This window comes from Geminocystis sp. NIES-3709 (assembly GCF_001548115.1).
In the GTDB taxonomy this organism is placed as follows: domain Bacteria; phylum Cyanobacteriota; class Cyanobacteriia; order Cyanobacteriales; family Cyanobacteriaceae; genus Geminocystis.
In genome coordinates this window covers 3,657,236-3,683,717 of the sequence record NZ_AP014821.1, presented here as the reverse complement: position 1 = coordinate 3,683,717, position 26,482 = coordinate 3,657,236, and the positions used below count along the sequence as shown (strand labels likewise).

The following is a 26,482-nucleotide window of genomic DNA, read 5'->3' as shown; positions in this document are numbered from 1 at the left end:
TGTAAGAAACGCTATAGCATTTCTTCAGATAACAAAATTGATTCTCCAAAAATCTTTCAGCAAACCCTAATTATTCACTTTTCATTATTAACTACCAAAACGCATTTGGGTTAAAGCCTGTTGAGTTTTACTATCTAAAGAATTAAAAAGAAAACGCCCCTGAGATTTCTGTCGAGGGCGAAAATTACGCTTACTTTTATTTTTAGTGGAATCTACTTCTTTTGCTAATCCATGAGCTGATAGCCATTCCGCTCCATACCCTACAACAGTATGACGTTGTGCTTGATCAGACGTAGCAACAATAATCCTTGTATCGGTTTCTGGATTACGGCGAGGAAAAGAGGCACAAAATTTTTCTATATAAGTATCAGCCGTTTCAGCGTAGGATGTATAGTGTACGCAAACGCTTTGACTAAATTTTTCTTCGTAACAAGGGGTTTTTTGATAATGGGCATCAAAAACAATTTTTGCTTCTAATCCCTTGTAACCTGTATAATTAACTAAACTTTCAATTAAAGATTCTCTGGCGTGTTCTAAACCATTTTTATCTCTAATGTTTTTAAGCCAATGCCATGTCCCGATTATGTTGTAGCCATCTACCAACAAGATAGCTTGAGAAATTGTAGAAACCATTTTCTTGCATATTTATTTTACTAAAGGTCATATTCATGATGTCATAATGGTAAATTTTAACAAAAATTTAAGATCTTAGCTGTATTTATTGCCACAAACTTTCAAATAGTTCTGCTGGTTTTCCTTGACTCACCACTTGCCCTTGTTTGAGGAGAAAGTAACCATCAGCATAGTTCAATTCTTCCAGACGGTGTGTTACCCAAAGAGCCGTTATTCCTCTTTCTTTTACCAATTTTTGCACTAAGATTACTAATTCTATTTGAGTATCTGGATCTAGTAATGCTGTAGGTTCATCTAGTAATAATACTTGACAATGACGAGCGATCGCACCAGCAATGGCTATTCGTTGTTTTTGTCCGCCACTAAGGGCATAAATAGGGCGACGTTCTAATTCTAAGAGATTGACGGCGGTAAGAGCTTCTCTTACTCTATATTGGACTTGAGAAAGGTTGAGCTTTTCTTCTACTAATCCAAAAGCAATGTCAGCGGCTACAGTAGGCATTACTAACTGATGATCGGGGTTTTGAAAAACAAATCCTAATGGTTTATCTGTTGTTAATTTGCCACTTTCGGGAGTTAGTAAACCTGCCAATAATCGTAATAAAGTTGATTTTCCACAACCATTATTACCTAGTAACATCCACAATTCCCCTCTTGGTACGTTGAGGCTACAAGATTGTAAGACGGGAGTTTGTAGATTCCAGCCAAAATTTAAGTTTTCTATTTCGATCGCAAATTCAGACAAGTTTATAAGTAGTGAGTAAAGGTAAATTAAGTTTCAATCTAATTAATGAATTCTGTCAAATATTATCATAAAAAATGGTGGGCATTGCCCACCCTACAATTTTTGTACTAGGTTAATTATTCAACCCAACTATTTAACGAACAGGAGGAAACCACTCTAAAACAGCTTCTTCCTTCGTATTGGTATTACGAGAAGGAGTGTGACGATCGAAAGTCATGTGAACCGATCGAGTTTGTTCACCATCAGAAGCCACCGCCACAATAGGATAATCAATATTACCGTCTTGGAAAGACATCTGGAAGCGGAAAGTACCGTCAGGATTTAACTTGATTTCTCGTCCGCCGATGGTGACTTTTGCATCAGGTTCAGTAGCTCCATAAACGATTAATTCTGCATCAGCAATTAACCAGAATTTACGAGCTTTGTTGGGAATCGCATCAGCAGAGAATCCCGCACCAGAACCAGAACCTAAACCTAAACCTAAGCCAATACCAGAACCAGAAGCAAAGCCTAAGCCAACACCTGAACCAGATGCGATACTTGATGCTCCTGCCCATAGTCCTGCCCCTGAAGGAAATACATAAGAACTAAGAGCATTTTCGGGAATCATGGAACTAGGTACTTGTTGCATACTGCCGTATAAAGAACCAGCGACTCTTTGAGCTTCTACACCGTGAGCTAAACCGAAGATCTCGTCATGGATTTGATTATGATAGCTATTTTGCTGTTGTTGTGCCGCCAATGCCGCTTTTTTCGCAGGAGGAGTGAGTTTATAAACTGTTTTGGTTTTTAAATCTTCTTCCCAAGGAATGGTTACGAAAACATCTTCTACCCAGTCACTAGGATAAACGGGGGGGACTCTTACAGGTACAGACCTAGCTAACACTAACCAACGACCATCAAAACAACGATAACCGATGTCAATTACATAATCTCGATCGCTGACAGGGATAGGTAAATACCACTCACGAGCTAATTCATCGCAAAGATATTCTTGAATATTGTGGGGACTTTGATAGTTTAAATCAATATCTGTGACATCATATAATCTTAAAGCTAATTGTTGTCCACCTTGACGACGTAAATCTTCTTTTCTTTCTTGGGGTATATCCCAATAAGTATAAGCCCATTGGGGATCACGAGGCATTAACACGATACGACTTTCACCGTAACCACCCGGTAACTCTCCAAAACCCTGATCCACGTCAGCGAGAGGGCCTCCAACTAAATCATCTTGCCCTACTTCAAATTTCGATGCTTCCATTTTCTGCTCCTCCTGAGTATTAACTTGATTTGATAGATTTATTTGATTATCAGAATTGATATTATTTGTAGAAATAAATTGATTTTCTTTTTCTTGAATGACGCTCAACAATTGTGCCTTGCGCATTCGACTGTAACGAGGGATGTTTAGAACACTAGCAACTTTTCGGAGTTGCCTTAAAGTCATTTCCTCTATAGGCGGTCGTTGCTTGGACATAACATTATATCTTGGTTGCTTTTAGTTTTTAATCATCAGAATCGTAATAGTATTTTGTTACTAAATAGATTGGGTTCAAATACACCTTTCTAGGCTTAAAATTAGTTTTAACCTCTCTGGGGATCAATTACTTAACTTTATGTAACAAAATCTAACCCTGATTTGTCAAGAGGTATAACGATTTATTTATTCTTTATAAACCAAAAACAAGGGTTATAGAGATCATAATGTCATGATTTTTTAACATTTAGAACAAAGAATTGGAAAAAATTTAAAATATGTCATGATTTCTTGATATATCTCTTGAATAGTTGTTAGATTATTATTTGAATGACTGATAAAATTCCTACCTGTTGCCTACCTTTACCATTCTATTTAAATGCGTCCTAGCTTAATATTTAGCTTTGATGGTTTTTGTGATTGTTGTTGAGATAACCTAATCAGTTACTTCTCAATGGGTGTTCAAAGTAATCGACCTCAAGTATAATCAAGGAAATTGGTATCGATATTATTAGTAATAATCAACAAAATTTATGGCATTATTAACTACTGGAAAAAGTTTTATTCGAGACTTAGAAAAATCGAGTATTTTAGCCGTATATGCACCTCTTGAAGGCGGTTTTGAAGGACGTTATCAAAGAAGATTAAGAAACTCCGGTTATCATACTTTTAATCTTTCTGCTAGAGGATTAGGCGATTTAAGTGCTTATTTAATGGGATTTCATGGGGTACGTCCTCCTCATTTAGGTAAAAAAAATATTGGTCAAGAAAGTGCAGTAGGACTTACTTATTTTGTTCCTCCCATTGCTCTTTCTCAATTAGAAAATTTACCTTCTTCTTCTAAAGGTCTAGTATTGTGGATTATTGAGGGTTTTGTTCTTTCTAATCAAGAAAAAGAGTATTTAATTACTTTAACAAAACAACAACCTAAAATTAAAATTGTTTTAGAATTAGGTGGCGATCGTTATTTTCGTTGGCAATCTCTTGAAAGTTTATTAAATGTAGCTGCTTAGATATTTTTTAGCTTAATAATTAATACTAAATAATCTCCCTTAATTTTACTTTAAATATTTTGTAATAAGGGGAGAATTAGATTTTATTTGAGTAAAATATTTTGATAGATAATGATGGATAATATTGAGAAATTACTTGAAGATATAGCGAAAAAACACCAAGAAAAAGATCAACAATTAAACTCTGTTAATAATAATATTAAACATTCTAATAAGGTGACTAATTCAAAGAATAATGACTCGATCGACTTTTTTTTATCTAGTTTAGAAAGTAATAAACAAAGTAAAAAAATAGAGACTAAAAAGGATGATTTATTATTGGAAATAGAGACAAAATTTCAAAAAGAAAAATCTAAAGATGTCAAGAGGAATAATAATTCCCTGAACTTATTAACAGAAATTGAAAGTAATTTTCAACAAAAAAAAGTTTCATCTCAAGATAAAAACAATTCTCCTCATGATGTATTAGGAGATCTTGAAAGCAAATTTAAGCAACAAAAAAAATCATCTAAATCGAATCAAAAATCTAGTTTAGCAGAAGAAAATTTAGAGAATATTGCAGAAAGTTTTAGCAAAAAACAAGCTGAAATTAAACAACACAATAAAATCGATAATTTAGAAGAAATTAGAAAACAGGAATTAGAAAAGCAACGACGGGAAAAACAACTAATTCGCAAAGCAGAACTTTGGTTAAAAAAATTAGATCCTTATTCAGATGAAGGTTTTTGGTTTGAACAATTTTCTCTATCTTATCCTTCTAAATTAGATGCAGCGATCGATTATCTTAGAGCTTTACAACAAAGTGAATGAATAAAAATTTGGATATATTAGAAGATTTAGAATTAGTTTGTAAAAAATGGTCTTTTAATAATCAAGAAAAAAAATTATCTGAATTAGTTAGAGATTATTTAGAAAAAATTAACGTATATAAAGTAAAAGAAAAAAATCTTATAATTTTTATAAGTGAGAAAAATTCTATTAATTTTATTGCTGTTTTTTTTGCAGGAATTATAAGTAAGTCTTGTCTATTTTTAATTAATTCATCTTGGCAAGAAAAAGAATGGCAACAAATAGAAAAATTAGCGACACCGGATATAATTTTTGGAAAAATTAATTATAGTTTCAATTCGACACAAAAAAAATTACCAAGATTTGAAGGAATTATGATTCCTACTGGTGGCACATCTGGTAAGATAAAATTTGCGATTCATACATGGGAAACTCTCATGGCATCGGCTAAAGGTTTTTATCAATATTTTAATTCTGTACCAATTAATTGTTATTGTTGTCTTCCTCTTTATCATGTTAGCGGTTTAATGCAGGTAATTAGATGTTTTATTAGTAGAGGTAATTTAGTTGTTAATAGTTTTGAAAATATTAAAAATAATTTAGATATTATTGAAGATTATCACGATTATTTTATCTCTTTAGTACCAACTCAGTTACAGTTTTTTCTCGATCGAAAACCAGAATATTTACAACAATTTAAAATTATTTTAGTTGGTGGTGCCTCTATTTATCCACAACAAATTGAGTTAATAAAAAGATATAATTTATCCGTTGCCTTAACCTATGGTATGACAGAAACTGCGTCAGGAATTACTATCTTAAAACCTAATGATTTAAGACAGGATAATAGTAGTAATGGGCAAATTTTACCTCATGCTCAAGTTATTATTGAGGATAAAAAAGAAGGATTAATTCAAATTAAATCGTTGTCTCTTTTTAAAGGATATTATCCTAATTTTAAAGATATGAATATTTTTACAACTGATGATATAGGTTATTTAGATGAAGATAGATTTTTATATATTTTAGGAAGAAATAGTAACAAAATTATTACGGGGGGAGAAAATGTTTTTCCCTTAGAAATTGAGACAGCTATTTTAGCAACGGGATTAGTTAAAGATATTTATATAACTGGGAAAAAAGATAATTATTGGGGAGAAGTAATTACTGCTTTTTATGTGCCTATTAATAATAATATTTGTGAAAAAGATCTAAAACTAAAATTAACTTCTTTAATTGCTAACTATAAAATTCCTAAAATTTGGCATAAATTAGATGTTATTCCTCGTAATTCTCAAGGAAAAATTAATATTTGACAATTTTTTGTTAGATTTTCCTTTCTTTTATCAATGGGAATTAAGTATTTTGTTGACACAGCAAAACTACGCTATAGACACAAATAGCTTCTTCTCTACCGACAGTACCTAATTTTTCATTGGTGGTGGCTTTAATACTAATTCTATCAGGTTCGATCGATAAGGTTTCAGCTAAAGAATGGATCATTGCCGACAAATGAGGCTTAAGTTTCGGACGTTCTGCCACAATAACATTATCTATATTACCAATAGTCCAACCTCGATCGAGTATTAATTGATGAACTTGAGATAGTAATTTAATACTATTCGCTCCTGCCCATTTGGGATCGGTGGGGGGAAAATAATGACCAATATCACCTAAACTCAAAGCACCAAGTAAAGCATCCATAATAGAATGAGTGAGAACATCAGCATCACTATGGCCTAATAAACCAAGATGATGATCAATTTCTACACCGCCTAAAATAAGTTTTCTACCCTCAACTAATCTGTGTAAATCGTAACCATTGCCAATTCTAATCATGATTCTTTACTGATGCTTAGCTTATAAAAACTTATCTAATCTATAGTATTATGAGCTATTTTTTTATAATAAGTCAACAATAAATAAGGTTTTGATATAGGAAAAATCTCAATCTTTTTGTTTCAAAACAAATTGGAAAACTATATAAAAAATAACCCCTAAAATAGTTAAACTAAAAGCTAATTGCACGATCGATAAAACTGTTCTTAACAAAGAAAAAGCGATTATTAAACCAAATACTCCAACAAAAATTTTCCCCGTAGGCGGTAAAGTTAAAAACCAATTTTTTACTGAAGTAATTGCGCCGCTCAAAGTTTTGGGTTTGATCGAATTAGGAACTGAATTTAAAATTTCTGCTTCCAATTCTTCTAATTTTTTACGATTATTGTAATCTTTTGAATCTGACATAAGTTTGAATAATTGATAATGAATAATTATAATCTGGTTTTCAATTAATTGTTAACGACTTCATCCGTCCAAGGAGAGAAATCCGATTCCTCTGATTCTGTCATAGATTCCTCCATTTCGTCCATAGATTCTGAGATATTTTCAGAAGAGTTGATTTCTGAATTAATATTTGGTTGATAATTAAAATCACTAATTAATTGAGTCTTATTGTTAACAGGTTCATTGGACTGTAATAAACCTTTGATTTGACCAATAATATTACCTAATTTTCCCTCATCTAATAAAGTATTAATTAAGGATAATCCGCTAGTGGAAAGTAGAATTTTATTAATATCATTACTACTATTTGTACCGTTGCCATTTAACCCCGGAAAAGCATAAATTCGAGCATCTCCTAAAACTCCGGGTTGGGGTGATAAAGATTTGAGAATTTCAGGTAATTGGGGAGCAATAATCGGGAAAATGACTTTTATGAGGTCAGCAGTCCGATTCGCATTGTTAAGGTTATTTTCCGCTCGGATAGCGGCTAATTTACCTTGGGCTTCAGCCAATAATCTATACTTTTCAGCATCGGCTAAAGTGCGGATAGATTCTGCTTCTAACTCTGCTGCTTGACGAGCAATTTCTGCTTGACGGCGACGACGGAAAACATCAATTTCTACTACGTTTTGATCGGTAATTCGTTTTTCTGCCGCTTCTCTTTCCGCTACGATTAATGATAATTGTTTTTCTCTCTCAGCATTTTCTACTTGTCGTGCAGTTTTAACCGCTTCTTCCGCTTTGGCTTTTTGTGCTTCAGCGACAAATCTTTCTTTTTCTTTATCGGTAATGGCGATCGCAGCTTCTTTTTGAGCAATTTGTGATTGTTGATCTGCTTCTGCAATGGCAATTTGAGCTAATAAACGAGTGGCTTCAACCGTGCGTTGTCGATCGATTTCTGCGACTTCAGCTTCTTGTGCTTGAGAAATTTGAGCTACTTTAAACTGTTTATTTCTTTCTTCTAAGGCAATATTTGCCTCAATTTGACTTTGTTGTACTGCTAATTGTTGCTTAATTCTTTCTTCCTCGATCGCTTGTTGTTGTAGGATTTTATTGCGTTCAATTTTAGCTTGTTCTTGATCTCTAGCTTCTTGAACTTCTCTTTCTCGTTGAACTTTGAGAAATTCAATTTCTTTCATTTGAGTTAATTTAGCTTCTTCTTTTTGTTTATTAATAGTTAAAGACTGTTTTTCTGCCGCTAATTCTTGTTGTTGAATAGCAACTTGAGTATTGAGTTCAATTTCTCTTTTTTCCCGTTGATTATCAAGCTCTACTCCCAATTTTTGTTTGATAGATTCTTGAATTGTTTCCGTGCGTAAACGAACACCTTGGGCATCAAAATAATTATTTTCATCATAGGTATCGCTTTCTTCAATCTCAGAAATGGCAATGTTATTTAAGGTTAAACCAACTTTTCTTAAATCATGTTGAATTAAATTTAAAACTTCTTCTGCAAAACCTAATTTATCAGAGTCAATTTCTGCAATACTTTTCTTTTTTGCGGCTGCTCGAATCGCATCATCTGCACGTTTTTCTAGAGCATCTTTTATATCTTCTGCGGAAATTTTACCCACTTTTGATAACCTTTGAGCGGCGGTTAAAACAGCATCTTTATCAGCACTAATACACACATAAAATGTCACCCTCATATTAGCTCGTAAATAGTCTTTTGTACGAACCGCTAAATTACCTTGTCGAACCACATCGATCGAAATTTCTCGCAGGGGAACTCTAGTTAATTCATGAATACCCGGAATCACGATACAACCACCATTAAGAATAACTTTTTTATCCTTAGCAAAAAAGCCTCCATTGCGTACAAAAGCCTCGTTATTAGGAGTAACAACATAAACCCTTGTATAACCCCAAATAGCTAGAATTAAAAGTAAAACTAAACCCCCAATTAATCCGCCAAAAAAGCTCATACTTCCTATATTTAATTGAGCTAAATTTGGATTAGAATTAATAGGAATATCAGTAATTAAACTGCTAGTTAAGCTATTATTATTTTCAGGTGAATTTGTATTAAATATATTGAAATGATCAATCTCAATATTTTCTAAATTACTAATGGGTAAAGATTGAATAAACTGCAACCAAAAATTCATAATTTTACTCTTTTTTTATAATAGACAATGAACAATTTTTTACTTCCTAATTCCTAACAGCTAATTCCTAATTCCTAACAGCTAATTCCTAATTGAATTAAGCCATTTATCCTCATCAGAACTGTCTTTAGCGATCGCAATAAAACAGTGTTTTTGTCGATCAATAATGAGAACATCTTGTCCTCGATGGGGTACAACCTTTGCCCAGTCTGGTAAACATACCTCGATCGTGACTAAGTTACGAGCATTATCCAACACATCGGCTTGGGCAATTCTGCCTTCGACTAGATAAGGGACTTGTTTAGAAGTGACAGAACCAATACAACCAATCAGACGATCGCCTTCTACTTCTTCACCAAAATTGGCGAAAATTTTACCGATAGGATTAGCCAATAATCGTCCAATCGAGATGCTAAAAAGGAAAGAAGTAACAAAAATGCAGAAAGCAAAAAAACCTTGAGGTATGGCATTAAAAAAACCTGCGATCGTAACATTTAAAAACCAACCAGACACTCCCCAAACTGAAAAATCAATGGCTAACAAGATTAAAAGAGGGCATCTTCCCACCCCAAACCACGATAAAAAAAAGAGGAAACTAAGATCATTATCCGTTTCTACATCTGCATTAACATTTCCTTCTACATCACTGTCAACATCTGTATCAACGTCTGTATCAACGTCTGTATCAACATCCACATCCATATCAGTATCCAAATCTTGATCTTCTCCACCCCCAGAAACAATCACGAGGAGAAACAGAAAAACACCGATACCGAGAAAAATCCAATAAGTTAAATTAGCTATATCGAAAAGCATGGTTTTAGGGCAAGAAATTAATTGCCGACTAGCTCCTATTTACTAGCTTACTCTTAGATTTAAAATCAGATTGAAAAATGTAAAGAAAGTTTTTATAAATCTTAAGAATATCAGTTTCAAAACTTCACAATTAACTTTAACATCTGTGCATAAAATAGAAAAGTCAGACTGATAAGTAAATAGACGACAAAATATAAGATTAAGAATCATGGCTATATCATTACAAAAAGGGCAAAGAGTCTCACTCGATAAAATAGCCCCCGGATTAAATGCCGCATTTATCGGTTTAGGGTGGGATGTTAACGTTACTGACACTGGAGTTGATTTTGACTTAGATGCTTCTATATTTCTTTTAAACTCCAATGAAAAATTAATTTCTGAATCCCATTTTATTTTTTACAACAATCTTACTAGCCCAGATGTCGAAAAATCTGTCAAACACATGGGAGATAACTTAACTGGGGAAGGAGATGGCGATGATGAGGTTATTATTGTCAATTTACGAAAAGTTCCTCCAGAAGTTGCTCGTATCGCTATAACTGTCACTATTCATGACGCTCACAAAAGAGGACAAAATTTTGGACAGGTAAAAAACGCTTTTGTCAGATTAGTAGATGTAGAAACAAAACAAGAAGTACTACGATATGACTTAGAGGAAGATTTCTCGATCGAAACTGCTTTAATTATGGCTGAAATTTACCGTAAAGATGGAGAATGGCGCATGAATGCGGTAGGAGCTGGTTATCAAGGCGGTTTACAGGCTTTAGTCGATCGTTATCAATAAATAATAAAAATTAAGGCTCTCTTAGTTTCAGTATGATAAATTATTCCTTGAAAAAGGTGTTAGGTATTAGGTGTTAGTTTAAATGCAAACTGTTAATTTATCACAAATTCATTTTTCAATTCTTATAATTTTGATAATGCAAACCTTGTAACGTTTATTTTATCTGAATTTATCATAACGACTGTAGAAGAACCAAAATTAATTATCAATTATTCACTATCAATTATTTATTATTATGGCTATTAATTTACAAAAAGGACAGCGAATTTCTCTAAAAAAAGAAGCACCAAAATTACAACAATTAATGTGCGGTTTAGGTTGGGATGTCACAAAAAAAGGTGGTTTTTTAGGTAGTTTATTTACAGCAAATTTTGATTTAGATGCTTCTGTTTTATGCTTAGATTCTAAGGGAAAAATCAAAAATAATAGTGAAATAGTTTATTTTGGCAACTTACGTCATTATTCTTCTGCTATCAACCATTTAGGTGATAACTTAACGGGAGCTGGAACTGGTGATGATGAAGAAATTATGGTAAATTTACCACTAATTCCTAAGAATATTAATAAGTTAGTTTTTGTCGTTAATATTTATAATGCCTCTGAAAGAAGTCAAGATTTTGCACAAGTTCAAAATGCTTTTGTTCGTCTAGTGAATGTGACTAATAATCAAGAAATTGCTCGTTATACCTTGTCAGGAAATGGTTATCAAGGAAAAACAGGTATGATTATGGCAGAGTTAATTCGAGTGGAAGATGATTGGGAAATGATGGCAAAAGGAGATGGTTTTCAAGCCAAAAGTTTAGGTGATATTGTTAAATTTTATTCTTAACTTTGCATCCTTCTTTACGACTTTGCGAGAGATAAAAAATGTGGTTTATTCCTTGGAAAAGTAGCCTAATACTTAATACCTAATACCTACTTCTCCTCAAAAGACTTTTTCATCTCATCCTAATTATTAATAGTTTTTGGATCGATCGCATCTCTTAAACCATCACCTAATAAATTGAAAGATAAAACTGTCAAAATAATTAAAATAGCAGGAGGAAAAATTAACCAAGGTTGTAAAACTAATATAGAAGCATTACTAGCTAAAGATAATAAATTTCCCCAACTCGGATCAGGTTGTTGAATACCTAAACCAATTAAACTTAAAACAGATTCAGCTACTATAAAACTTGGTATTGATAAAGTAGCAGAAATAATAATATAAGTTGCTGTTTGAGGCAAAATATGTTTAATAATAATATAAAATGAACTTGCCCCGATCGCTTTAGCAGATTGGACAAATTCTTGCTCCTTAAGGGTTAAAACCTGTCCTCTAATGACTCTAGCTAAACCTGACCAACCAATAAAAGAAGTAATTAAAACAATTAATAAAAACCTTTGAGCACTGCTTAAACTAGGGGGTAAAATGGCGGCAAATGCTACTAATAAATAAATACCCGGAATTGTCATTAAAACTTCTACCAGTCGCATTAAAATATTGTCTAAAATCCCACCAAAATAACCAGCAACACCTCCAATTATCATTCCCAATGGAAAAGAAATTAAAATTCCAACTAAGCCAATAAAAAGGCTAATTCTTCCACCAAATAATATACGACTAAGCTGATCTCTCCCCTGTTCATCAGTGCCTAAAAGATTAATTTTTCCTTCCCCAAGAGTACCAAATAAACGTCTATTTAATTGAAAGCCTGAGAAAATTTCTACTTCCTCAAATGTAGGGGGTAAAGGTAATTTTATCTGTAAAAATTGATAAGGTTCACCTTTAACAAATAAGCGAATAGGAGAGGGTTTTGTATAGTCAATTTCTAAAAATCGATCGCCGGTTTGTATATCAGTTTTACCTTGTGTCGTAGGATAAACATGAGGGCCGATAAATTGTTTTTGTTGAGTACGCCAATAAATGGTTGTTGGTGGTAATAAAGAGCCATTATCTTGAGCAGAATAAGGATTATAGGGGGCGATAAAATCTGCGCCTAAAACCGTTACATAAAAAAATATCAGAATAATTGCCCCCAACTTTGCCAGAGGATTATTTTTAAGTTTTCGCCACCAATTCATATTTTTATAATTTAAAATTTTTATGAATAAATAAGTAAATTTATTTTGGGAATAAATCTATAATCACTTTGATTTTTTGTTATTGTTAATAAAGAAAAATTATTAATTATACCGGTAAGTGCAATAAAAGCATCTGGTATCAATAAACCATGACTTAATCGATCGTACTTTTAATATCTTCATGTTCTTGACTAAGAGTCACAATTTCTAAAATACCATCACAATAAATAAATCTTACACCTAAATCAATCTGATTAAAAGTTGCTTCGATCGTTTGAAAATTTGACCAAGTAACATTTGTAATTACAAGGTAGGTATCTATAAATTTATTTTTTTGTTTTTTATTTCTTAGTTTATTTTGTGGCGGTTAACGAGAAATAATGATAATCGGATGATAATTTATTCCTGAATTAGACATAAAATTAATAACGAAAATTGTATCTATTTATGTCTAATTGCTGATTCAATACCCCTCAAATTAGGATAGTTCTGAAAGTTAAGGCTCATAAAAAATTATTAGGATTCTAAGAACAAATATTTGAGGGCAAACAAGTTTTCACACTAAGCTACACCTTGAAGAATAGGAATATACTCCTCTCTCATTGTAGTCGTATTTTGATGGACGAACGCTTCAGGAAAACCTCGATCGATTTCTCTCATGGTTGCCTGTTTAGCTTGAAGTGCAACTTGTAATACTTTCATAGCTTCTTTAGGTTGCCCAGCACCGCAAAAAAATAAATCGGCGGCAAAGTAACCATATTCAGGCCAAGTATGAATTGCAATGTGAGATTCCGCTAAAGTAACGGTAGCTGTTACCCCGTGGGGACTAAATTGGTGTACACACATATCTATTAAAGTAGCTTTTCCAGCTTTAATAGCATCTAACAAGCCTTGACGGATTCTTTCTGGATTGTTCAAAAGATCTGCCGGTGCTTGCCAAGCATCTACCACTAAATGTGTACCCACTTTGTTCATTCTTGTCAACTCACTCCATATTGTGTTTGCTAATAGGGACAATTGATTTTAACAGATATTTCTGTCCGCTCATCCAAAACCTAGTTTATGTTTTCTTTTCAGTTGTAGTAATACTTGACTGTTCATAGTAAGGTTAAGATAAAGTAAAGACAAAAATCATCCAAACAATCATCATATACAAATTAATCCATCTTTGTCAAGTACTTTGTGAAAAAATCTTTTTATACATTTTTGAAGAAAATAACCAATCCTCTCCTGTTACTTCTTCACTTTATCAATCAATTTTTCTTTTACTTACTCTTTTCACGGCAGTTATGGGAAATATAAGTTAGAATTTTCTTGTCTATCACTGACTCAATGGTAAGATTTCTAATAAGTAAACACTATTTTCCTGCAATCTCAAATAAACTCAGTCGTGCAAATTTCTTTAGATTATTATCGTATTCTCGGTGTTCCCCTTGAGGCTGATTCAGAATTGATTGAACAAGCCTATAACGATCGTATTATTCAATTACCCCATAAAGGTTATACGGAATATGCCATCAATTCTCGTAAAAAAATAATTCAACTAGCATACGATGTTTTAAGTCAAGAAGAATCTCGTTTAGAATATGAGTCATCTTTTCTACCATCTTCTTTAGAAACAGAAGAATTGACGGGAGAATTAGAGGAAACAGTACAATCACAAAACTTATTGGATACGGATTTAGATATACTTCCAGAGATTAATATTGAGATTGAAGAAAATTTATTTATAGGTGCATTAATTGTTTTGTTAGATTTAGGGGAATACGAGTTAATTTTAACTCTAGCTCAACCCTATTTAAACGATCGATATAGTCTCAATATTTTTGCAGAAAAAGAAGAAGAAGTTAATCAAGTTTTACAAGATTTAGTGTTAACGATCGTGTTGGCATATTTAGAATTAGCAAGGGAACAATGGCAAGAAAAAGAATATGAAGCGGCCTCTAATTCCCTCAAAAAAGCCTATGATTTATTGTTTAAGGAAGACTTATTTTCTGATTTAAGAAAAGAAATTAAACAAGATTTAGGTAAATTGATGCCCTATGAAATATTAGAGTTATTAACAAGAGAAAATAATAGTATTTCTGAAAGACAAAAAGCGATCGATTTACTCAAGTCTATGTTGAAGGCAAGAGGAGGAATCGAAAGTCATAAAATTGATGACTCAGGGTTAAATATTGATAGTTTTTTACGATTTATTCAACAAATTAGAGTTTATTTAAGTGCAGAAGAACAACAAAATCTCTTTGAAGAAGAAGCCCAAAGACCATCTCCTGCGGCAGGTTATTTAGCGGCTTATGCGGGGATTGCGAGAGGATTTACTGAAAGAAAACCAGAGTTTATTATTAGGGCAAAAAATAGTCTTATTTCTTTAACAATTCATCAAGATGTTTATTTAGAACAATCTATTTGTGCGTTACTTTTAGGACAAACTGCGGAAGCCGAATTTTCTTTGAGTCAGAGCCGAGAAAAGGGCGTAATAAGCTATATCCAAGAAGTATCTCAGGAATCTCCAGATTTGTTGCCTGGATTGTGTGCTTATACGGAAAAATGGTTACAAACAGAAGTTTTTCCTCAATTTAAAAATTTGAATGGTGAAAATCCTTCTTTACAGAATTATTTTGAAGACGATCGAGTACAAAGTTACTTAGAAACTATTACTAATCCTCCATTAAAAGACGATTCTTCCTCCCCAGAGTTAGAATTACCGATGGATAACAAAAATGAATCTTCTTACTCCTTTACTCAATTTAATGCTTTAAAAGAACAAACCGACTATGAAGAACAAATTATTAATGAAAATTACGGCGAAAATGTGACTCCCAGTTCAGAAATAGAGGTTTCTGGGAATGAGTTAGAAAATCAGAATGTGTCTTTATTAGTAGAAAATGAGATTGTACAAAATGATGAGGATTTAGTGGGATTTGATGATTTTCTTTCCTCAGAAGCAGAAGAAGATCATTCCTCCAGTCACTCTACCACCACCACAAATCTTTCTCCTTCTGTTAAGGATAAGGAGGATGAGATTCCCCCAGAAAAAATCTCGGATTCAAAGAAAAAGAATAGTAAATTTTTCCTGATACCTTTAATTGTTTTACTTTTGTTATTCGGTACGATCGCTGTTTTTGCTTCAAGAATTTTATTTAATGAAGAAAAAAATAAATTAGAAATCTCTTTATCCGAGCCACTAATCGAGTTACCTGTTAAAAATCTGCCACCAGAGGATTTAATTGATAAATTGGATAATAGTAATGCTTTGGAAATTATTAATCAGTGGTTAAAAGCTAAAGCTACTGCTACAGGACCAGAGTATAATCCCGGTGAGTTAACCAAAATATTAACAGAACCAATGCTATCCAAATGGGTGGGAAATAGTCGAGATTTGCGTAGTCGTAATGCTTATCGTCGTTATGAACATAAGGTTTCGATCGAATCTGCACAAGTCAATCCTCAAAATTTAACTGAAGGAATTATTACTGCCAGAGTGGAAGAAAAATCTCAGTATTATCGTAATGGTGCTTTAGTTCCTAGTTTATCTTATCAAGATAATTTATTAATAAAATACGATCTTATTAAAGAAAATAATCAGTGGTTGATAAAGGATGTGAAAATAATGAAGAATTAGGAATTTTAATTAGGGTCTGCTAAAAAAGTTTTTCGGTAGGGGGTAGGTATTGGGTGTTAGGTTAAACTCAGATGTTGCACCAGTACAATAATATTAGCTAGAGAAAATGGGAAAAATCAATTTTAGGAGTTTTAAAATCAATTCTTGTGACTTTTCCCTGTCTTCCCAATAATTTTATGGCTGTTTCCTATATAATCAGGTTTTACTTAATTTGCCGAAACGTCGATCGCGCTGTTGATAATTTAATAAGGCTTGATGAAATTCCTCACGGTTAAAATCAGGCCACAGAGTAGGAGTAACATAAATTTCTGCGTAAGCCATTTGCCATAACAAAAAGTTACTTAAACGCATTTCTCCACTAGTACGAATTAATAAATCAGGACTGATTAACCCTTCTGTATAAAGATGATTTTCAAATAATTTTTCGTCAATATCTTCTAATTCCATTTTTCCTTGTTGTACTTGAGATGCGATCGACTTACAAGCATGGATAATTTCTTGACGACTGCCGTAGTTAGTAGCGATATTGAATTGAATACCTTTATTATTAGCTGTTTTTTCCATAGAATAGGCGATTTCTGCCTGTAAAGAAGTTGGTAAAGCGGATAAATCACCCACAAAACGAATTTTGACATTTTCCGCCATCATTTCTGCCAATTCTTTGCGCAAAACTCGTTCAAAAAGAGTCATAAGAAATTCTACCTCATGACTAGGCCTTCCCCAGTTTTCTGTAGAAAAAGCATAAGCAGTTAAAACTTCAATACCCCAATCATCACAGCAACGAAGTAGATTTTTTAAAGCATCAACTCCTTTCTGATGACCAATAATACGGGGAAAACCTCGACTTTTTGCCCAACGTCCGTTACCATCCATAATCACCGCTACATGACGAGGAATCCGTTGCTGATCTAAATCCAAAGGTAATTCTATAAAACTTTGCTTTACACTCATCTGAATTATTAATTAAATAGACTTTTCAAGAATGAAAATTGATGATGATTACAGTGATTGAATGGAGAAAAAGTTACACAATCAACAAACAGTAACAAATTGTCATTAAAAATGCCCATTATCTTGTTTGCTTAGTAAATTTTATCTCGATCGTTACGGAAAGTCTATCTTAAATGTAAAACAGGATTAAGGAGTAACGATAACTCGAAAAGTCAGATTGATTCTCGATGAAACGAATTTAGTGGTTTTGGGAATTTGATGTAACCAGTATTTTTGAGTATTTCCCGCCATAATTAATAAACTACCATGATTTAAAAGAATTTCTCCTCTGGTAGTGACATTTTTGTCTCTAGGTTTTAACAAAAATTGTCTTTCACCACCGAAACTCACCGAAGCAATAATCGGTTTTTTACCTAATTCTTTCTCATTGTCACTATGCCATCCCATGCTATCTTGTCCATTACGATAAAAATTCAATAAAACACTATTAAAATTTACTTTTGCTATGGGTTCAATTGTTTCTTTGATAGTTAATAATGGCCTAATCCAATCATGAGGATACATGGTAATGCCAGAATAACTATATATTTTACCTCGATCGCCATACCATGCAGTTAAACGAGGTTGAAGATGAGTTTTTCCGAACAAAGTTATATAATCTTGTTGCCACTGGATATTATTTTCTAATTTTTGCAATAAAACATTAGCTTCTTTTAATGACCATAAATTAGGATAATAAACTATATCGCTATTGGGTAAATCTAGTTTTAACATTTTAATTCTTTTATAATTTATGGCTGTTCTACAGTAGTTATGAAAAATTGGTAATATAGAATTATAAAAATGCAATTATTATAAATTAACAGTTTTAATTTAACCTAACTACTATTACCTAAAACCTAATACTTTTTTCAAGAAAAAATTTATCGTCCTCAAAGTAAGATAGCCTAATTTATTCTTCATTATTATCTGTAACTCTTTGTAGTAATTTACTATTAAATGCTGGAAAATTTAGGTAAGGAAATTGTTTTTTTGCTTGTTCTAATTCTTCAAAAATAGGACTTTTTAATCCTGTTACTACACACCAAACTCGACTACGAGTTAAAGCAACTAGGGCTTCATTTCGTTTATGTAATTCTGTTTCTTGTTTATATTCTAAAGGTTGAGTTGCATAATGAAAACGACAGGCATAAACTTTCCAAGCCTCATTACCTTTGGCTCTATAAATGTTAGAAATAGTAACAAATCCTTGTTTATAAAACTGATCGATCGAGGCTTTTTCTCCTACGATAAAACTAGGAATATTATGCTTAAATAATTCTTGTTTTAAACCTTCTAAATATTGTTTATTTTTTTTACCTCCTAAAGCAGTAATTAAAATATCATGGGGTTGTAAACCTTGTTGTAAATCTTGTTTAATTTGTTGTGCAATCCAAATTTTTTCTTCTACTTCATTGTTTAATATTTTAATGGTCAAAATCTCTCCTAATGCCTCTCGATGAGGAAAATTAACATTATCTACGGGATGAGGATTATTTTCAGGTTTTCTCGTAATTTTGACTAATTTTCCCTCTTTAACACTATTTTGACTAAAATCTCCCTCTACAACTTCATAGCCTAAGTTTTCCCACTGTTTTTGATTGCTAACTCCCTGTAAAACACCTTTTTTTCTTAATAATCCCATATTCACTGCATGGGCGATCGTTAATAATAAACTTGGGGTACGATAAGATTTATTCCAATTTTCAGCTCTACCTCTCAAATCTACCACTAACGAACCATCAGGATTTTTACCGAAAATAGTACTTGGCTGAGGTACAATCAAAGAACCAATACTTTGAGCTTCATCATAAGCCCAATATAAGCGTTTTGGTTCATGAAGACTATTTCTAGCTAAACGATAAAATGAGGGAGGTAAATCTTGGCCTTCATCGATTAAAATGACATCATACAATTCCACAAACTCGGTAATTTTTTTCTCTAAATCATCACAAACATATTGAAAACCTTTACCCGGAGAGATATTTTTTCCTAATTTTTCCTTGACATTATCGACACTTTGTGAGCTGAATTGACATTGCCTTAAGGGAAAATGACACTTTTGACAAGTTACTTGGCAACGAGATTGATAAAATAAGCAAAGATGACGATAAAAACCTTCTTTATCTTTTGCACCCCAAGCGTGAAAAACTTTTAAATTTTCCCAGTTTGGCTTTTTTTCTGGAGATAGTTGATGATAATATTGACTAATTCGCTCTTGAATTACTTGTTGGTATAATGAACGAGTAAAAAAGATAAAGGCAATTTTCCACTCTGGATGATCATAATGTATTTGTGCTGATCGTTGAGCGAAAGTGATGGTTTTTCCTGCACCAGCTAACCCTCGAATTCTTTGCGCACCATCATAATATTTATGAGCAATTTCTTTTTGTTGGGCATCTAATTCTGTTAATTGTGATTGTAAGTAGCAAATTACTCTCACTGGGGTATTATGGGCAGTATCAGAAGGTAACTCTCGAATTTGATACAAGTTAGATCGATCGTTCATGATGAATCCTGATAGTCTTCCAATTACAAAGCAATTTTAACACTGATTTTGGTTACTTGATCTAACTATTTTCAGTCAATGTAAGACGCACCTAAGTACAATGACTTTAGGGAAGAATAGGGGGAGTGGAATGAGCAACTACTTACAGGATAATAGTTTGAGGTATTTTCAGTAATTTCAAAAAAACAACTTTTATGGGTTTTAGCTTACACCGTTTTTGCAATGAATAAACCGCATTTTTTATGTCTCGCAAAGACGCAAAGTGTGATTTAAAGAAATGAAAACTGCGTAAAACTGAAATAGTCTAATTTTGACGAAATTGTTTTTCTATTCCCTTAACAATTAATTCCCTGGGAAAAAATCGACTGAGATTGACAACAATTTGATTCCCAATACCTCCTGTTACTACATTAGCTTGAGATTTTTCTAAGGCAGAAAGGGCATTTTTGACAACATCTTCAGCTTTCGCAATGCCATTTTGATTTCCTTCCATACCCGGAAAATTGGTAAATTCAGCAACTTCAGGAAATTTTGATTCCGTAGGACCGGGACAAAGAGCTAAAATTTTGATACCATAAGACTTGTATTCTGCCCACAATGCTTCAGAAAAAGACAACACAAAGGCTTTAGTAGCGGCATATACAGATAAATAGGGTAGTGGCTGATAACCTGCGATCGAACTGACATTAATGATTTCTCCTTTACCTTCTTGTTTCATTTCCGTCAGAAACAAATGAGTTAATTCTACTAACGCACTAATGTTAACCTGTATCATATTTAACTGCTTTTGTAAATCTCGATCGATAAACCTACCATAATCACCAAAACCAGCATTATTAATTAATAAATCTACAAAAATATTATCTTGTTTGACTTCTTTAAAAATGGCTTCTCCTGCATGAGAAATACTTAAGTCTTGACAAATAACTTTAACTTTTATCGAATATTCAGATTGCAATTTTTCTTGAAGTTCTAATAATAAAGATTTCGATCGAGCAACCATTATTAAATTATAATTTCTTTGGGCTAATTCTTGTGCAAAAGCCTTTCCGATTCCTGATGATGCCCCTGTAATTAGTGCTGTTTTCATGATAAAAATTATTCCGTGAAAAAGGTATTAGGTAGTAGATGTTAGGTTAAATTAAAACAATTGTATTTTTATAATTCTATAATCATTATATATAAATAGTTTTATTAATTATTTATTAACAATTTGTCATAATTACTGTATAAGAGTCAAATTTATTCTTAATTTCCAATTCCTAATTCCTAATTCCTAATTATTATTTCCCTTTTTGTTGATTTTTAGCTTGTTCTAAAGCTACTTCTTTCATCGCTTCAAAAGAGTTACGATTTGAGGTTCCTTCAATGGCTTTTATGGCTAAATCCTGAACTTGTTTTAAGGCAGAATCTAGTTGTTGAGAAAGGGAATTAATCCGATTTTCATTACTAAGAATAGTTGATTCTAAAGCCTGTATTCTTAACTGATAATTTTGACTTTCTCCATTAATTTCTTTCTGTCTTAAATCTGCTTTTATTTTTGCTTGATAATTACCAATTCCCTTACCTTCTTCTTTAGCTTTTTTGATTTCGTTTTCAAGTTTTGTTTCAAATTCTGCTACTTTTTGTTTCGCTTCTGCATATTCTTTTTCTTTCTCACTAATAGTTTTTTCTCTTTCTTCCCAGATTTTTTCTTGTTGTTTTTTCCCTTCTTCTAAGTCTTTGTATAATTGATTTAATTCTTGCTCATAATTTTCTCGATCGAGTTGTCTAGTTAGTTGTAAATTATATTGATATTCTTCATTTTCTCGTTGTTTATTTTTTCCATAAACTTCATTCCGTTGTTTAATTTCTCGTTGTTTATTTTCCTGCTCTTTTAACCAATCTTTTTTTAAATTTTCTAATTCTTCTCCTAAAGTCTCATGTCTTTGATTATACTCATCAAAAAAAGTTTTTTGACTTTCTTCATAGGTAGCTAATAAATTAACTAAAGTATCTTCTTCAATAGTGTCTAAACTGTGTAATTCTTCAAGTTGATTTATTTCTCCTTGAATATCACCTTCCAATTTTTCTAAGCTAGAAGCCTCTGTAATTAATTGTTCTGAAAGTTGACTAACTGCACTACCAAAACCAATTTGTAATTGTTCTAAACTGTGGATGATTTGCTCAATATTATTCATAGATTTAACAGGAGAATTTTCAGGAGGTTTTACCGGTGCTTTTACTGGTGGTTGTACTGATGAATTAGCTACTATAGTTTGAGCATTTTCAAGAGCTTTTTGTTGAACTTGAGCTTGTTTTTGAGCTAAATTTACTTGCTTTTCTAAATTAGTTTTTTCTTGCTCTAATTCTTGATAAGCCGCTAAAATTTCTGCTTTGGTACTTTTTGAATTAACTCTGGTCATATTTTACCTCAAAATTATTAATATTTAGTGAAAATTACCCTTAGTTATTATTAGGTTGAAAAGCTCTTAAAGCTAAGTTTTGAGCTTGATTTGTCACTTCTTTTAACTGAGTAATAATTTCTTCTATTTGGTGATTTTGTTGTTGAATTTTTGCGTCCAAAGACTGTATCTTAAAGTCATAACCTTGTTTAGTCGATTCCCATTCTTTTTCAATTAAATTAGCTTTAATTTGTGCTTCTCGATCGGCTTCTTTAATAGCTTCACTACGAGCTTTATTTACCTCTGTTTTAATCTGTTCTTCAAAACCAGTTATTTTCTCTTGATTTAGGGTAAATTCTTCTTCTTGATTAGCCAAAATAGTTTCTCTTTCTTCCCATGATTTATTTTTATCTTGATTGGCTAAAGCTAACTCTCTTTCTTGGAGTCTTTTCGCTTCTTCATACTCGTCCATTTGGATTTTTCTTTCTATCTGTAATTGATAGGTAAAATCAGCTTCTTGTTGTTCTCTTTGTTGAATTAATAAAGCGGATTCTTCAGCAATTTTTAAATCAAATTCTGTTTGTTCTTTTTCCCAATTTTTATGATATTTTTCTTGTTGTTGAGTAATATTATCTAAAGTATTTTGAGTTGAATTTTCAAGAATTTTAATTCTTTCTTGATGTTCTTGTCTTAAGATATATAAAGCATCAGCAACTAAGCGAACTTTTTGCAATTGAGTTAATTTTTCTTGTTCAACAATAATTGCTTTTTTTAGTTCTGTTAAAACATTAGATTCATTCTCTAATCGATTAGCTATTTCTTTGGTTAAATTGCTAAAATCTAACTGCAATGTTGCCATACTATTAACAATATTATTAACAGTATAATCAGCAACTTTCGCTAATAAAGCCTTATTCTTTTCTTTCTCAACAGCTTCTTCTTTCGTCTCAATTTTTGACTCTTTTTGTTGATATTCTACAAATAACTTTCCGAATGCCGTCATTATTTGCTCTTTGGTTTCTCGTATCTGTGCTTGACTCATGATAGTAAACTTGACTTTTTATTCAACATGATATTATCATCATAACTAAGGTTGATTTTTTCGTCAACAAAATGTTGATTTTTTATTCAAGTCGGGAAAAAATGCAAGAAACCGTTGATTTTGGCAAGTTAATTAAAGAGGCAAGGAAAAAAAGAGGTTATAGTCAAAGAAAGTTAGCACAAGCCCTAGAGGTTGATTACACTTATCTTTCTAAGTGGGAAAATAATCGAGGTGCCCCCAAAGAGGAGTTAATTCGACAGTTAGCACGTTATTTAGAATTGGATGAGGATGAGTTAATTTTTTTGGCGGGGAGGATTCCTTCAGAAGATGAACAGTTAATGAAGCAACATTATCAGAATATGCCCTTATTATTTCGACGAATGCGAGAAAATCCTGAGTTTGCGGCTAAAATTTTTCAACAAGTGCAAGAAGAAGAATGAGAAATCGGGAATTTGTAGGGGGAATGATATTCGCCTAAAATCACTAGGAATAAAAAACATTAATTATTGACGATGACAAATAATCCAAAAATTACTATCATTGGTGGCGGTGCATGGGGTAACACTATTGGTTACTTATTAACTCGATCGAATTATGACTATCAATTATGGAGTCGTACTGTAACAAAATCTTTAGCTACCATGACAGAAAATACGGATATTCTTATCTCGGCAGTGTCGATGAAGGGAGTTAGAGATATTCTTCAACAATTACAAACGCTAGAATTAAAATCAGAGACAATAATCGTTACGGCTACGAAAGGATTAGATTTAGAAACCACTCATACTCCTTCCCAAATTTGGCAAACTGCTTTCCCTAATCATTCTATCGTAGTATTATCTGGCCCTAATTTAGCAAAAGAAATTCAAAAAGGTTTACCGGCGGCAACAGTGGTATCTAGTCAGAATAATAAAGCGGCAGAGTTAGTACAAAGTGTTTTTGCTTCTGATATTTTTCGAGTATATGTTAATGATGATCCCATTGGTACAGAATTAGGTGGTACACTTAAAAACGTTATGGCGATCGCATCTGGGGTATGTGATGGGTTAGAATTGGGTACAAATGCGAAAGCGGCTTTACTAACAAGAGCATTGCCTGAAATGATAAGAGTAGGAGTTAAATTAGGAGCACAGATAGACACGTTTTTCGGTTTATCAGGATTAGGAGACTTATTAGCTACCTGTGATAGTCCATTATCCCGCAATTATCAAGTGGGTTTTGGGTTAGGAAAAGGAAAAAATCTTGAGGAAATTTTAGCACAATTAGAAGGTACCGCAGAAGGGGTAAATACAACCAATGTATTGATAAAATTAGCGCAACAACAAAATATTTCTGTACCCATAACCTATCAAATTTATTTATTATTAAGGGAAAAAATTTCTCCTCAAGAAGCTGTCAAAAATCTTATGGCAAGAGAATTAAAAGAAGAATTTGAGTAAAAAATAAGAAGTTATTAGAGTTGGCTGAATAAAGCAGAAAGCTATAAAAATCAAAGAATAATATCTACTACATCAACAAATAGAATCAAACTACTGTGCATTTTTTACTGGAGTTAGGGGGGCAAAATGATATATTTATTGTCAGAAATCACCTTAATTCCTAATTATTATTTATGTCTTTTCAAGTTAATCCGATTAAATTTGGTACGGATGGTTGGCGCGGTGTAATTGCTGCTGATTTTACGTTTGAGCGTGTTGCTAAACTGGCACCTATTTGTGCTGAGGTTTTACGAGAATATAACCCTAATTCTAATTTAATGATTGTGGGTTTCGATCGACGTTTTATGGCAGAAGATTTCGGGTTGATAGTGGCACAGGCTTTACAAGAATCAGGTTTTGATGTACTATTATCGGAAAGTTTTGCTCCTACTCCCGCTTTTAGTTGGGCTGCAAAAATAAATAATGCACTTGGTGCATTGGTACTAACTGCTAGTCATAATCCTGCGAAATACTTGGGTTTAAAGGTGAAAGGGGGTTTTGGTGGTTCAGTATCGGAAGATGTTACGGCTAAAATTGAATCACGGTTAAATTTGGATATTGCTATCTCTGAGAAAAAAGGTAATTTAGTATTATTTGATCCTTGGGAAAGCTATTGTAATCAATTACGATCGCTTGTTAATATTGACTTAATTAAAGGTGCGATCGAGTCTGGTAAGCTAAAAATTATTGCTGATGTTATGCACGGTGCCGCTTCTACAGGGTTAAGCCGTTTATTGAATTGTGATATACAAGAAATTAATGCCGATAGAGATCCTCTTTTTGGAGATGGTGCTCCTGAGCCTTTACCACGTTATATAGCCGATTTATTTCGTAAAATCAAAGAAATCTCAAAAAGTCATCCCGATAGTCTTAGAATCGGTTTAGTATTTGATGGAGACTGCGACCGAATCGCTTCAGTGGACAGTCAAGGAAATTTTTGTAGTACTCAAATTTTAATCCCCATTTTAATTGAACATTTAGCCACAAGAAGAAAGCTACAAGGAGAGATTGTGAAAACCGTAAGCGGTTCAGATTTAATTCCCAAAATTGCTCAATTGTTCAACGTGCCGTTGTTTGAAACTCCCATCGGTTATAAATATATTGCCGAGAGAATGTTAACCCATCAGGTGTTAGTCGGAGGAGAAGAATCAGGAGGAGTAGGCTATAGTAGTCATATCCCAGAGCGAGATGCTTTGCTTTCTGCTTTGTATGTATTAGAAGCAGTAGTGGAGTCAGGGAAAGACATAACAGAACTCTATACAAATTTACAACAACAAGTTAACTTTAATTCTGGTTACGATCGTATTGATATAACCCTAGCAAATCTTGATCACAAAAATCAACTACAACAAAAGCTGGAAACAACTCCCCTAAAACAAATTGCCGGGAAAAAAGTGGTAGATTGTCTCGCTATTGATGGTTATAAATATCGTCTTGAAGATGAAAGCTGGTTATTAATTCGTTTTAGTGGTACTGAGCCTCTATTGCGTCTATACTCAGAAGCCCCCCATTTAAAAATAGTGCAAGAAAATTTAGCTTGGGCGAAAGAATGGGCAAGTTAAAAAAAAGTTAATTTAACATACTTTACGTTTACCAATAATTTAGGACTTACGCATTGACAAAAAAGGAAAAATATGTTTAATGAAATAATTTGTTCTTTTATTATGAATCATTTACCTGCATAATTTATTAAAAAATTACTTGGTTTCTAATCAGATTAAAATTAGATGAACATA

Annotated in this window: 24 protein-coding genes; 9 read left to right on the top strand and 15 right to left on the bottom strand. The window is 32.7% G+C overall.

Features of this window, described 5'->3' with window-relative positions; all coding sequences use genetic code 11:
- Nucleotides 1–87: 87 nt before the first annotated feature.
- The 3 genes from GM3709_RS15705 to GM3709_RS15695 form a co-directional block, all read right to left on the bottom strand.
- Nucleotides 88–633 (bottom strand): NYN domain-containing protein, encoded by a 546-nt coding sequence (locus tag GM3709_RS15705; protein ID WP_060832848.1) that lies wholly within the window; start codon nucleotides 631–633, stop codon nucleotides 88–90.
- A gap of 85 nt (nucleotides 634–718) precedes the next feature.
- The gene (locus GM3709_RS15700) at nucleotides 719–1,378 is read right to left on the bottom strand and encodes an energy-coupling factor ABC transporter ATP-binding protein (protein ID WP_060832849.1); all 660 of its coding nucleotides are present in this window, start codon (nucleotides 1,376–1,378) and stop codon (nucleotides 719–721) included.
- Between the two features lie 133 nt (nucleotides 1,379–1,511).
- Nucleotides 1,512–2,858 (bottom strand): DUF4912 domain-containing protein, encoded by a 1,347-nt coding sequence (locus tag GM3709_RS15695; protein WP_060833018.1) that lies wholly within the window; start codon nucleotides 2,856–2,858, stop codon nucleotides 1,512–1,514.
- A 533-nt stretch (nucleotides 2,859–3,391) separates the two neighbouring features.
- On the opposite strand from GM3709_RS15695, the gene GM3709_RS15690 reads away from it, so the two are divergent.
- From GM3709_RS15690 to GM3709_RS15680, 3 genes are all read left to right on the top strand, one after another.
- On the top strand, nucleotides 3,392–3,871 hold the full coding sequence (locus tag GM3709_RS15690) for an NAD(P)H-quinone oxidoreductase subunit N (protein WP_060832850.1): 480 nt from the start codon (nucleotides 3,392–3,394) through the stop codon (nucleotides 3,869–3,871).
- A 111-nt stretch (nucleotides 3,872–3,982) separates the two neighbouring features.
- Nucleotides 3,983–4,681, top strand: a complete 699-nt coding sequence (locus tag GM3709_RS15685) for a salt stress protein, Slr1339 family (protein WP_231937580.1) — start codon at nucleotides 3,983–3,985, stop codon at nucleotides 4,679–4,681.
- Nucleotides 4,678–5,976, top strand: a complete 1,299-nt coding sequence (locus GM3709_RS15680) for an AMP-binding protein (RefSeq protein ID WP_060833020.1) — start codon at nucleotides 4,678–4,680, stop codon at nucleotides 5,974–5,976. The genes GM3709_RS15685 and GM3709_RS15680 overlap by 4 nt, the downstream gene beginning before the upstream one ends.
- 40 nt (nucleotides 5,977–6,016) lie before the next feature.
- Here the strand turns inward: GM3709_RS15680 and ispF are convergent, their stop codons facing one another.
- The 4 genes from ispF to GM3709_RS15660 form a co-directional block, all read right to left on the bottom strand.
- Nucleotides 6,017–6,502, bottom strand: a complete 486-nt coding sequence (gene ispF / locus GM3709_RS15675; RefSeq protein WP_304438838.1) for a 2-C-methyl-D-erythritol 2,4-cyclodiphosphate synthase — start codon at nucleotides 6,500–6,502, stop codon at nucleotides 6,017–6,019.
- A 105-nt stretch (nucleotides 6,503–6,607) separates the two neighbouring features.
- The gene (locus GM3709_RS15670; protein ID WP_066121044.1) at nucleotides 6,608–6,907 is read right to left on the bottom strand and encodes a hypothetical protein; all 300 of its coding nucleotides are present in this window, start codon (nucleotides 6,905–6,907) and stop codon (nucleotides 6,608–6,610) included.
- Nucleotides 6,908–6,951: 44 nt separating this feature from the next.
- Nucleotides 6,952–9,054: a flotillin family protein gene (locus GM3709_RS15665; RefSeq protein ID WP_060833021.1), complete on the bottom strand. Its 2,103-nt coding sequence runs from the start codon at nucleotides 9,052–9,054 to the stop codon at nucleotides 6,952–6,954.
- Nucleotides 9,055–9,135: 81 nt separating this feature from the next.
- The gene (locus tag GM3709_RS15660) at nucleotides 9,136–9,870 is read right to left on the bottom strand and encodes an OB-fold-containig protein (protein WP_060832852.1); all 735 of its coding nucleotides are present in this window, start codon (nucleotides 9,868–9,870) and stop codon (nucleotides 9,136–9,138) included.
- Between the two features lie 208 nt (nucleotides 9,871–10,078).
- On the opposite strand from GM3709_RS15660, the gene GM3709_RS15655 reads away from it, so the two are divergent.
- Nucleotides 10,079–10,654, top strand: a complete 576-nt coding sequence (locus GM3709_RS15655) for a TerD family protein (protein WP_060832853.1) — start codon at nucleotides 10,079–10,081, stop codon at nucleotides 10,652–10,654.
- Between the two features lie 235 nt (nucleotides 10,655–10,889).
- Nucleotides 10,890–11,483 carry a TerD family protein gene (locus tag GM3709_RS15650; RefSeq protein ID WP_060832854.1) on the top strand — a complete coding sequence of 198 codons (594 nt, stop codon included), beginning with the start codon at nucleotides 10,890–10,892 and terminating at the stop codon, nucleotides 11,481–11,483.
- A gap of 119 nt (nucleotides 11,484–11,602) precedes the next feature.
- Here the strand turns inward: GM3709_RS15650 and GM3709_RS15645 are convergent, their stop codons facing one another.
- Both GM3709_RS15645 and speD read right to left on the bottom strand, forming a co-directional pair.
- Nucleotides 11,603–12,718, bottom strand: a complete 1,116-nt coding sequence (locus GM3709_RS15645) for an ABC transporter permease (RefSeq protein ID WP_060833022.1) — start codon at nucleotides 12,716–12,718, stop codon at nucleotides 11,603–11,605.
- Nucleotides 12,719–13,279: 561 nt separating this feature from the next.
- Complete coding sequence (gene speD / locus GM3709_RS15640) at nucleotides 13,280–13,693, bottom strand: adenosylmethionine decarboxylase (protein WP_060832855.1); 414 nt, start codon at nucleotides 13,691–13,693, stop codon at nucleotides 13,280–13,282.
- Nucleotides 13,694–14,108: 415 nt separating this feature from the next.
- Here speD and GM3709_RS15635 point away from each other — a divergent pair, with 415 nt between their 5' ends.
- A complete protein-coding gene (locus GM3709_RS15635; RefSeq protein WP_060833023.1) occupies nucleotides 14,109–16,343 on the top strand; it encodes an IMS domain-containing protein in 2,235 nt (744 codons plus the stop codon).
- A gap of 195 nt (nucleotides 16,344–16,538) precedes the next feature.
- Here GM3709_RS15635 and uppS read toward each other — a convergent pair whose 3' ends face one another.
- From uppS to GM3709_RS15605, 6 genes are all read right to left on the bottom strand, one after another.
- Nucleotides 16,539–17,294 carry a polyprenyl diphosphate synthase gene (gene uppS / locus GM3709_RS15630; protein WP_060832856.1) on the bottom strand — a complete coding sequence of 252 codons (756 nt, stop codon included), beginning with the start codon at nucleotides 17,292–17,294 and terminating at the stop codon, nucleotides 16,539–16,541.
- A gap of 186 nt (nucleotides 17,295–17,480) precedes the next feature.
- Nucleotides 17,481–18,068 carry an alpha-ketoglutarate-dependent dioxygenase AlkB gene (locus GM3709_RS15625; RefSeq protein ID WP_060832857.1) on the bottom strand — a complete coding sequence of 196 codons (588 nt, stop codon included), beginning with the start codon at nucleotides 18,066–18,068 and terminating at the stop codon, nucleotides 17,481–17,483.
- 178 nt (nucleotides 18,069–18,246) lie between these two features.
- Nucleotides 18,247–19,842, bottom strand: coding sequence for a DEAD/DEAH box helicase (locus tag GM3709_RS15620; protein ID WP_060833024.1), 1,596 nt, complete (start codon nucleotides 19,840–19,842; stop codon nucleotides 18,247–18,249).
- 304 nt (nucleotides 19,843–20,146) lie between these two features.
- Entirely contained in the window at nucleotides 20,147–20,932 is a 786-nt protein-coding gene (locus tag GM3709_RS15615) for an SDR family oxidoreductase (protein WP_060832858.1), read from the bottom strand.
- A 193-nt stretch (nucleotides 20,933–21,125) separates the two neighbouring features.
- On the bottom strand, nucleotides 21,126–22,247 hold the full coding sequence (locus tag GM3709_RS15610; RefSeq protein ID WP_060833025.1) for a hypothetical protein: 1,122 nt from the start codon (nucleotides 22,245–22,247) through the stop codon (nucleotides 21,126–21,128).
- 40 nt (nucleotides 22,248–22,287) lie between these two features.
- The gene (locus GM3709_RS15605) at nucleotides 22,288–23,268 is read right to left on the bottom strand and encodes a hypothetical protein (RefSeq protein ID WP_060832859.1); all 981 of its coding nucleotides are present in this window, start codon (nucleotides 23,266–23,268) and stop codon (nucleotides 22,288–22,290) included.
- A gap of 101 nt (nucleotides 23,269–23,369) precedes the next feature.
- Here GM3709_RS15605 and GM3709_RS15600 point away from each other — a divergent pair, with 101 nt between their 5' ends.
- The 3 genes from GM3709_RS15600 to GM3709_RS15590 all read left to right on the top strand — a co-directional run bounded on the left by GM3709_RS15600 (nucleotide 23,370) and on the right by GM3709_RS15590 (nucleotide 26,308).
- The gene (locus GM3709_RS15600) at nucleotides 23,370–23,708 is read left to right on the top strand and encodes a helix-turn-helix domain-containing protein (RefSeq protein ID WP_060832860.1); all 339 of its coding nucleotides are present in this window, start codon (nucleotides 23,370–23,372) and stop codon (nucleotides 23,706–23,708) included.
- A 72-nt stretch (nucleotides 23,709–23,780) separates the two neighbouring features.
- A complete protein-coding gene (locus GM3709_RS15595) occupies nucleotides 23,781–24,707 on the top strand; it encodes an NAD(P)H-dependent glycerol-3-phosphate dehydrogenase (protein WP_060832861.1) in 927 nt (308 codons plus the stop codon).
- Nucleotides 24,708–24,880: 173 nt separating this feature from the next.
- A complete protein-coding gene (locus GM3709_RS15590) occupies nucleotides 24,881–26,308 on the top strand; it encodes a phosphoglucomutase/phosphomannomutase family protein (RefSeq protein WP_060833026.1) in 1,428 nt (475 codons plus the stop codon).
- Nucleotides 26,309–26,482: the final 174 nt, after the last annotated feature.

Coding starts and splice junctions, on each gene's coding strand:
- GM3709_RS15600 (WP_060832860.1), top strand. CDS start 23,370: ATGCAAGAAACCGTTGATTTTGGCAAGTTAATTAAAGAGGCAAGGAAA.
- GM3709_RS15625 (WP_060832857.1), bottom strand. CDS start 18,068: ATGTTAAAACTAGATTTACCCAATAGCGATATAGTTTATTATCCTAAT.
- GM3709_RS15610 (WP_060833025.1), bottom strand. CDS start 22,247: ATGACCAGAGTTAATTCAAAAAGTACCAAAGCAGAAATTTTAGCGGCT.
- GM3709_RS15595 (WP_060832861.1), top strand. CDS start 23,781: ATGACAAATAATCCAAAAATTACTATCATTGGTGGCGGTGCATGGGGT.
- speD (WP_060832855.1), bottom strand. CDS start 13,693: ATGAACAAAGTGGGTACACATTTAGTGGTAGATGCTTGGCAAGCACCG.
- GM3709_RS15705 (WP_060832848.1), bottom strand. CDS start 633: ATGGTTTCTACAATTTCTCAAGCTATCTTGTTGGTAGATGGCTACAAC.
- GM3709_RS15695 (WP_060833018.1), bottom strand. CDS start 2,858: ATGTCCAAGCAACGACCGCCTATAGAGGAAATGACTTTAAGGCAACTC.
- GM3709_RS15655 (WP_060832853.1), top strand. CDS start 10,079: ATGGCTATATCATTACAAAAAGGGCAAAGAGTCTCACTCGATAAAATA.
- GM3709_RS15660 (WP_060832852.1), bottom strand. CDS start 9,870: ATGCTTTTCGATATAGCTAATTTAACTTATTGGATTTTTCTCGGTATC.
- GM3709_RS15620 (WP_060833024.1), bottom strand. CDS start 19,842: ATGAACGATCGATCTAACTTGTATCAAATTCGAGAGTTACCTTCTGAT.
- GM3709_RS15680 (WP_060833020.1), top strand. CDS start 4,678: ATGAATAAAAATTTGGATATATTAGAAGATTTAGAATTAGTTTGTAAA.
- GM3709_RS15650 (WP_060832854.1), top strand. CDS start 10,890: ATGGCTATTAATTTACAAAAAGGACAGCGAATTTCTCTAAAAAAAGAA.
- GM3709_RS15615 (WP_060832858.1), bottom strand. CDS start 20,932: ATGAAAACAGCACTAATTACAGGGGCATCATCAGGAATCGGAAAGGCT.
- GM3709_RS15665 (WP_060833021.1), bottom strand. CDS start 9,054: ATGAATTTTTGGTTGCAGTTTATTCAATCTTTACCCATTAGTAATTTA.
- GM3709_RS15645 (WP_060833022.1), bottom strand. CDS start 12,718: ATGAATTGGTGGCGAAAACTTAAAAATAATCCTCTGGCAAAGTTGGGG.
- uppS (WP_060832856.1), bottom strand. CDS start 17,294: ATGAGTGTAAAGCAAAGTTTTATAGAATTACCTTTGGATTTAGATCAG.
- GM3709_RS15670 (WP_066121044.1), bottom strand. CDS start 6,907: ATGTCAGATTCAAAAGATTACAATAATCGTAAAAAATTAGAAGAATTG.
- GM3709_RS15685 (WP_231937580.1), top strand. CDS start 3,983: ATGATGGATAATATTGAGAAATTACTTGAAGATATAGCGAAAAAACAC.
- GM3709_RS15605 (WP_060832859.1), bottom strand. CDS start 23,268: ATGAGTCAAGCACAGATACGAGAAACCAAAGAGCAAATAATGACGGCA.
- GM3709_RS15690 (WP_060832850.1), top strand. CDS start 3,392: ATGGCATTATTAACTACTGGAAAAAGTTTTATTCGAGACTTAGAAAAA.
- GM3709_RS15590 (WP_060833026.1), top strand. CDS start 24,881: ATGTCTTTTCAAGTTAATCCGATTAAATTTGGTACGGATGGTTGGCGC.